This is a genomic window from Streptomyces sp., from assembly GCF_031178505.1.
GTDB lineage: Bacteria > Actinomycetota > Actinomycetes > Streptomycetales > Streptomycetaceae > Streptomyces > Streptomyces gulbargensis.
The window spans coordinates 1-5,980 of record NZ_JAPSIW010000433.1; the positions used below are offsets into that span (position 1 = coordinate 1).

Annotated in this window: 8 protein-coding genes; 5 read left to right on the forward strand and 3 right to left on the reverse strand. The window is 75.5% G+C overall.

Annotation, left to right across the window (positions count from 1 at the left end):
• A partial coding sequence (locus tag RIF68_RS24360) for an acyl-CoA dehydrogenase family protein (protein WP_309053433.1) occupies window positions 1–465 on the forward strand: 465 nt, incomplete at its 5' end.
• Window positions 466–720: 255 nt separating this feature from the next.
• A complete protein-coding gene (locus tag RIF68_RS24365) occupies window positions 721–2,022 on the forward strand; it encodes a GAF domain-containing protein (RefSeq protein WP_309053434.1) in 1,302 nt (433 codons plus the stop codon).
• 419 nt (window positions 2,023–2,441) lie between these two features.
• On the opposite strand, the gene RIF68_RS24370 is transcribed toward RIF68_RS24365, so the two are convergent.
• From RIF68_RS24370 to RIF68_RS24380, 3 genes are all read right to left on the reverse strand, one after another.
• The gene (locus tag RIF68_RS24370; RefSeq protein WP_309053435.1) at window positions 2,442–2,924 is read right to left on the reverse strand and encodes a DUF2267 domain-containing protein; all 483 of its coding nucleotides are present in this window, start codon (window positions 2,922–2,924) and stop codon (window positions 2,442–2,444) included.
• Window positions 2,925–2,996: 72 nt separating this feature from the next.
• Window positions 2,997–3,392, reverse strand: coding sequence for a DUF2267 domain-containing protein (locus tag RIF68_RS24375; protein WP_309053436.1), 396 nt, complete (start codon window positions 3,390–3,392; stop codon window positions 2,997–2,999).
• 250 nt (window positions 3,393–3,642) lie between these two features.
• The gene (locus tag RIF68_RS24380; RefSeq protein WP_309053437.1) at window positions 3,643–4,077 is read right to left on the reverse strand and encodes an Hsp20/alpha crystallin family protein; all 435 of its coding nucleotides are present in this window, start codon (window positions 4,075–4,077) and stop codon (window positions 3,643–3,645) included.
• A 134-nt stretch (window positions 4,078–4,211) separates the two neighbouring features.
• Here RIF68_RS24380 and RIF68_RS24385 point away from each other — a divergent pair, with 134 nt between their 5' ends.
• The 3 genes from RIF68_RS24385 (at window position 4,212) to RIF68_RS36540 (ending at window position 5,833) form a co-directional block, all read left to right on the forward strand.
• Complete coding sequence (locus RIF68_RS24385) at window positions 4,212–4,865, forward strand: type III effector protein (RefSeq protein WP_375165110.1); 654 nt, start codon at window positions 4,212–4,214, stop codon at window positions 4,863–4,865.
• A gap of 127 nt (window positions 4,866–4,992) precedes the next feature.
• Complete coding sequence (locus RIF68_RS24390) at window positions 4,993–5,562, forward strand: GNAT family N-acetyltransferase (RefSeq protein ID WP_309053439.1); 570 nt, start codon at window positions 4,993–4,995, stop codon at window positions 5,560–5,562.
• Between the two features lie 187 nt (window positions 5,563–5,749).
• Window positions 5,750–5,833: a putative leader peptide gene (locus RIF68_RS36540; protein ID WP_351391960.1), complete on the forward strand. Its 84-nt coding sequence runs from the start codon at window positions 5,750–5,752 to the stop codon at window positions 5,831–5,833.
• Window positions 5,834–5,980 lie beyond the last annotated feature (147 nt).

A 5,980-nucleotide genomic window follows, 5' to 3' on the forward strand; every position in this document is an offset into this window, starting at 1 on the left:
GTGGTGGCGGAGGCGCTGGAGTGCCTGGGCGGCAACGGGTACGTGGAGGAGTCCGGGATGCCGCGCCTGCTGCGCGAGTCGCCGCTCAACTCCCTCTGGGAGGGCTCGGGGAACGTCCAGGCCCTCGACGTGCTGCGGGCGCTGCGGACCGAGCCGGCGGCGCTCGACGCCTTCCTGACCGAGGTGGGTGCGGCGCGGGGCGCGGACCACCGGCTCGACCGGGCGATCCGGGGGGTGCTGACGGAGCTGGCCGACCTGGAGGGGGTGGAGGGCCGGGCGCGGCGGCTGGTGGAGCGGATGGCGCTGGTGCTCCAGGGATCGCTGCTGGTGCGGTGGGCGCCGCCGGAGGTCGCGGACGCGTTCTGCGCGGGGCGGCTCGGCGGGGAGGCGGGGGCGGCCTTCGGGACGCTGCCGCCCACCCTGGACCTGCGGGCGGTGGTGGAACGGGCGCGGGTGGAGATCTGAGCCGCCCGGGCCGCCGGCGCACGGGCCCGATCGGCCGCTCGGCGCGGGAGAAGCGGGGGTGGTGCTGCGCCGACACGGCACCACCCACCGCTCGCTCCACCTTCACGTAGGGGGGCCTTGCCCGGCCAGAGTTGCAAAGGGTTGCGAGATTGCCGGAACCGGCCCTCGCCGGGTGCCGCCGGACGGCACGATGGGCAGCGACACCCCGGACATCCGCAGAACCGATACAGCGCCCGGGGTGGCTGGGAGAGACCGATGAAGAACACGCAGCTGGACATGAAGCGGCTGGCCGCCATGGACGCCGCTCAGGCCACGCGCCTGCTGCACCGGGTCCGCGAGGAGACGCTCGCGGGCCGCACGCCCCCGATCGCGCCCCGCCCCGTGATCGACGCCTCCTGGCAGCGGATGGCCCGGATAGGCCTCGACCCGGACCAGGGCACGAGCAGTGTGCTGCTGCGGCGGGAGGAGCTGGAACGGCGGCGGCGCTCCACGCTCCTGTCCGACGTGATGGGGACCCTGAGCGGTGGCCTCGCCGGCATCGCCGACGCCTCCCTCCAGATCATGGTGGTCACCGACGAGCAGGGCCGGGTGCTGTGGCGCGAGGGCAACCTCGCGGTGATGCGGCAGGCGAACGGGATCTGTCTGGAGGAGGGCGCCGCCTGGACCGAGCACACCGCCGGCACCAACGCCGTGGGAACGGCCCTCGCCATGGGCCGGGCGGTGCAGGTCCACTCGGCCGAGCACTACGTGCACGCCCTCCACAACTGGACCTGCGCGGCGGCCCCGGTACGTGACCCGCGCGACCAGCGGCTGCTCGGCATCCTGGACGTGAGCGGACCGGCCTCCAGCTTCCATCCGGCGATGCTCGCCCTGGTCGGCTCCGTGGCGCGGCTGGCCGAGGCGGAGATGCGGGAGCGGCACCGGCGTTCGGTGGAGCGGCTGCGGGCGGTGGCGGCGCCGATCCTGTGCCGGGTGGGCGGGCGGGCGGTCGCGGTGGACGCGCACGGCTGGACGGCCGCGGTGACGGGGCTCGCGCCGGTGGACCGGATCGCGCTGCCGAAGTCCTTCAGGGCCGGGCGGATGTGGCTGCCCTCGCTCGGGATGTGCGCGGTGGAGCCGCTGCCCGGCGGCTGGCTGCTGCGCGTGGAGGAGGAGCCGCCGCCCGCGGAGGCCGAACCGGGTGCGGCGGGCCGGGTGGTGCTGGACCTGAGCAGGCCGCGCCGGTGGACGGTGGACGTGACGGGGCCCGCGGGGAGCTGGCAGCAGGAGCTGAGCCCGCGCCACGCCGAGCTGCTGTACGTGCTGGCGCTGCACCGGGACGGGCGGACGGCGGCGGAGCTGGCGGAGGACGTGTTCGGGGACCGGACGAGGACGGTGACCGTACGGGCGGAGATGTCGCGGGTGCGGCGGAACCTGGCGAGCGTCCTCGCCCACCGTCCGTACCGCTTCCGGGAGGAGGTCGAGGTGACCGTGCTGCGGCCGGAGCGCCCGGCCGACCTGCTGCCGCACTCGACGGCTCCGGCGGTGCGGGCCGCGCGCACGGAGGCCGCCGGCTGACCCCGGGTGGGGCGCGGCTCGGCCGAAGACCTCGGCCGACGGACACGGGCCCGCGGGCCGCGAGGGCGCGTGGACGAAGGGGGGCGCGGCCCGGCCGAAGACCCGGGCCGTCGGGACCCGGGCCGACGGGACCCGGGCCGACGGGACCCGGGCCCGCGGGCCGAGGGACGGCGCGCGGGCGAAGGCCTCCGGCCACGCGGTCCGACGACCGCGGGGCACCGACCGGGCCCGGGGCCTGGGGGCGGTCCGCGCCCTCGGACGGCCGGCCCGGCGGACCCCGACGCCGGGCCCACCGGCCCGGCGGCCCCGGGAGATCGGGAGGACGCCGACGACGGGCCCGGCCGGAGGACCACGACGGGGGCCGGTGCCGGCGCGGGACCGGGCCCGGGGCGGGGAGGGATGCGAGCAGAGGAGGAGGGTCAGGCCGCGGCGGCCGTGCCCTCGGTGGCGGGCCGGCGCTGGGTGAGTTCGGCGCGGCCGAAGAGGAGGGCGTAGCCCGGCGGGAGCTGGGCCACGATCCGGTCGATCAGTTCCGGGCCGGCCAGCCGGGTGACGGCGGCCAGGACCGCGCTCACGTTCCAGCGGGCCGTGGCGGGTGTCCGGCCGGTGCGTTCCGCGAGGTCCTTCACGAACTCCCAGCCGGTGAGCCGGTTCAGGGCCGGGATCTGGCCGGTGAGGACGAGGGCCGCCTCGACGGGGAGACGGGCGGCGAGGTCGACGCGCTCGTCCCCGACGAGCTGGCGGCCGAGGGCCGCGAGGACGTCCCGTACGGCTTCCTCCGCGTGTTCACGGGTGGGGTGCGCGCCCTCGTAGCGGACGCGTTCGAGGAGGCGTACGTAGTCCTCGCTCTCCTGGAGTCCGGCGCGGGGGGCGGGAATGGCCGTCTCGGTCTGCTGGAGCATGGGTCTGGTCGTCACCGTTCTCTGCGGGCCCGGCCGCCGGGCCGGGCGGGGTGGACGGGTGTGGGCGCCGGCTCACACGGGCTGCGGCCGGCCGAAGAGGACGTCGTAGCCGGGCGGGAGCTGGAGCAGCATCCGGGAGGTGAGCTCCTCGCCCGCCGCGTCGGCGACGGTGCTGAGGACCGCGCTCACGTCCCAGGCCGCGGTCCGTTCCGTGGCCCCCTCGATCCAGGCGGCGGTCGCACGGACGAACCGCTCCGGGGAGAGGGGCTCGGCGGCCTGCAGCGGATTGAGCAGCACGACGGCGAAGGTCTCCGGGAGGCGGGCCGCGAGCGCGGCCCGTACGTCCCCGACGAGGTGGGCGCCGAGCAGCGCCAGCACCGTGCGCGCGGCGCGTTCCGCCTCGTGGGGGGTGGGGTAGTCGCCGCGTTCCGCGACTCGGTCGAGGAACGTCTGCCACGGCAGTCTCATCGCGGCTCCCTTCGGCAGGGGGAGGAGCGGGTGGGGAGCGGCGGGGGCGGGTGGGCCGGTGGGGCACCCGCCCTCCGCTCGCGGGATTCTCCTGTCCCGGCCGCCGGAGTCCCCGGTTGCCCGGGGCACTGCCGGCCGGGTCGCCGGCGTCCGGGTTCTCTCCTGGTCCGGCCACCGGACCACGGCGGTCGGTCCCGGGGCGCGGGCCGCCGGTCGCGGATGGACCGCCGGGGGCGGCCGGCCGCGCGGGTCAGCCGCTGATCTGCTTGCGGCCGTCGCCCCGGCCGACCTCGATCTTGCGGGCCTTCGCGCGCTCCGCGATCGGAATGCGGAGAGTGAGCACGCCCGCCTCGTAGTCGGCCGTGATCTTCTCGGTGTCGAGGGTGTCGGCGAGCATCAGCTGGCGGGAGAAGACGCCGAGGGGCCGCTCGGACAGCTCCATCTGTACGTCTTCGGAGTTCGCCGCCGGCCGGCGCTCCGCCTTGACCGTCAGCATGTTCCGCTCGACGTCGATGTCGATGGCGTCCGGCGAGACGCCGGGCAGGTCGAGCGCGATGACGTACACGTCACCTTCGCGGTACGCGTCCATCGGCACCGTCGACGGCCGCGTCCAGGTGCCGGTGGTCCCCAGCAGCTGCTGCGTCAGGCGGTCGAGCTCGCGGAACGGGTCGGTGCGCATCAACATCGCGGAACACCTCCATCGGATCGGCAAGGAGCCAATGCGCTTCACCTGACTCCGTTGTAGCATGTCATCCGAACGACGACAACTGTTCTGTCAACGGAATGACGACATCGGTCCGTGACGACCGGACGGAGAGGATGCGCCCCGTGGCCGGAACCGACCGCCCCCTCAGCCTCCACGCGGCCCTCGCCGCCCTCGCGACGATCGACGAGGCCGTGCGGGAGGCGGGCACGGCGGACGCTCCCGGTCCGGCCGCGGGCGCGGAACCGCCCTCCTCGGAGCAGGCCCTCGCCGCCCTGCTCCTGCTGCGGGAGTTGCGCGAGCGCCTCGCGGACTGGGAGCCGGGCCTGATCGAGACGGCCCGGGAGGCGGGCGCGAGCTGGGCCGACCTTGCGGGGCCGCTCGGCGTCACCAGCCGGCAGGCCGCCGAGCGGCGCTATCTGCGGGTGCGGCCGGGGAAGCCCGGCGACACCGGCGAGCAGCGGGTGCGGGCCACCCGGGACCGGCGGGCGGCCGACCGCTCGGTGAGCACCTGGGCCCGGGGGAACGCGGCGGACCTGCGGCAGCTGGCCGGGCAGGTCACCGCGCTCGACGGCCTGCCCCCTCGGGAGCGCAAGGCGCTCGCGGGGGCGCTGGCGGAGAGCGACCCGGCCCTGCTCCTGGAACCACTGGCGGGCACCCGGTCCCATCTCGTACGCCTGAGCCCCGACCTCGCGGAGCGGGTCGACGCCCTCGTCCGGCACACGGCCCACCTGCGCGACGCGAGCGACCAGCGCCGTGCGGGCACGTGAGCGGGCGGAGACCGGCCCCCACACCCCCGTCCGCAATCCGGACAGACCGACCACTCAGCGGACGGACCCGCGCCTGCCAGGCCGGACGCCTCTGGGAATCTCGCCCTCCACATGATGCGATGAGCCCATGAGCATCACTCTCACCACCTGGTCCCTCGAACAGACCTCCCCGTCCGACCTCCGCCCGGCCACCCCGCCGGAGGGGGACGGCATCGCCGTCCGGCGCGCCGAGGTGCCGTCGCCCGAGTTCGCCCGCTTCCTCTACACCGCGGTAGGCGGCGACATCCACTGGACCGACCGGCTCGGCCTGACCTACCGGCAGTGGCAGGAGATCGTGGAGAAGCCGGGCTCCGAGATCTGGGTGGCGTACGACCGGGGGACGCCCGCCGGCTACCTGGAGCTGGACGCCCAGGAGAACGGCGTGGTGGAGATCGTCTACTTCGGTCTCATCCCCGCCTTCCGGGGGCGCCGGATCGGCGGCCACCTGCTCTCCTGCGGCACGGCACGCGCCTGGGACCTGGCCGAGCGCTGGCCGGACCGGGAACCGACCGAGCGGGTGTGGCTGCACACCTGCTCGCTGGACGGGGAGCACGCCGTGGCCAATTACGAACGGCGCGGCTTCCGCCTCTTCGACACCAAGGTCGAGCGGGCCGAGGAGACGCGGACGCCCGGACCCTGGCCGGGCGCCCACGCCTGAGTACGGCGCGCCCCGCGCGCCCCGCCCCCACCGGCCCCGGGCGCACGGGTCCGAGGCGGCGTCACGGAGGGGCCCACGAGGCCCCTTTCGCGTGACCCACACCACACCGTCTCGCCCAGCGAGACGATGTTGTCCATATATCGGACGAAGCTGGACTGGTTCCAAAGTCCCGTGACACGCTTCCGCCATGCCTGGAACTGGAATTGCCTTGGTGAGTCGGCGGCACGTCGACCTCGGCCGCATGTCCAGCGCCATCTGTCCGGTGCGCTGAGAGAACCAGCACCGCCGCGATCCCTCTTCTGACCGACCCTGCTGCGCACCGTCGCGCCACCTCTGACCCGAGCGCGAGTGTGCAGGTCAGAGCCGCCCTCCCGCAGTCCCGAAGGACGAAACGCCATGGCCGCCACCCCGGAAAACC

Coding starts and splice junctions, on each gene's coding strand:
- RIF68_RS24365 (WP_309053434.1), top strand. CDS start 721: ATGAAGAACACGCAGCTGGACATGAAGCGGCTGGCCGCCATGGACGCC.
- RIF68_RS24370 (WP_309053435.1), bottom strand. CDS start 2,924: ATGCTCCAGCAGACCGAGACGGCCATTCCCGCCCCCCGCGCCGGACTC.
- RIF68_RS24375 (WP_309053436.1), bottom strand. CDS start 3,392: ATGAGACTGCCGTGGCAGACGTTCCTCGACCGAGTCGCGGAACGCGGC.
- RIF68_RS24380 (WP_309053437.1), bottom strand. CDS start 4,077: ATGTTGATGCGCACCGACCCGTTCCGCGAGCTCGACCGCCTGACGCAG.
- RIF68_RS24385 (WP_375165110.1), top strand. CDS start 4,212: ATGCGCCCCGTGGCCGGAACCGACCGCCCCCTCAGCCTCCACGCGGCC.
- RIF68_RS24390 (WP_309053439.1), top strand. CDS start 4,993: ATGAGCATCACTCTCACCACCTGGTCCCTCGAACAGACCTCCCCGTCC.
- RIF68_RS36540 (WP_351391960.1), top strand. CDS start 5,750: ATGCCTGGAACTGGAATTGCCTTGGTGAGTCGGCGGCACGTCGACCTC.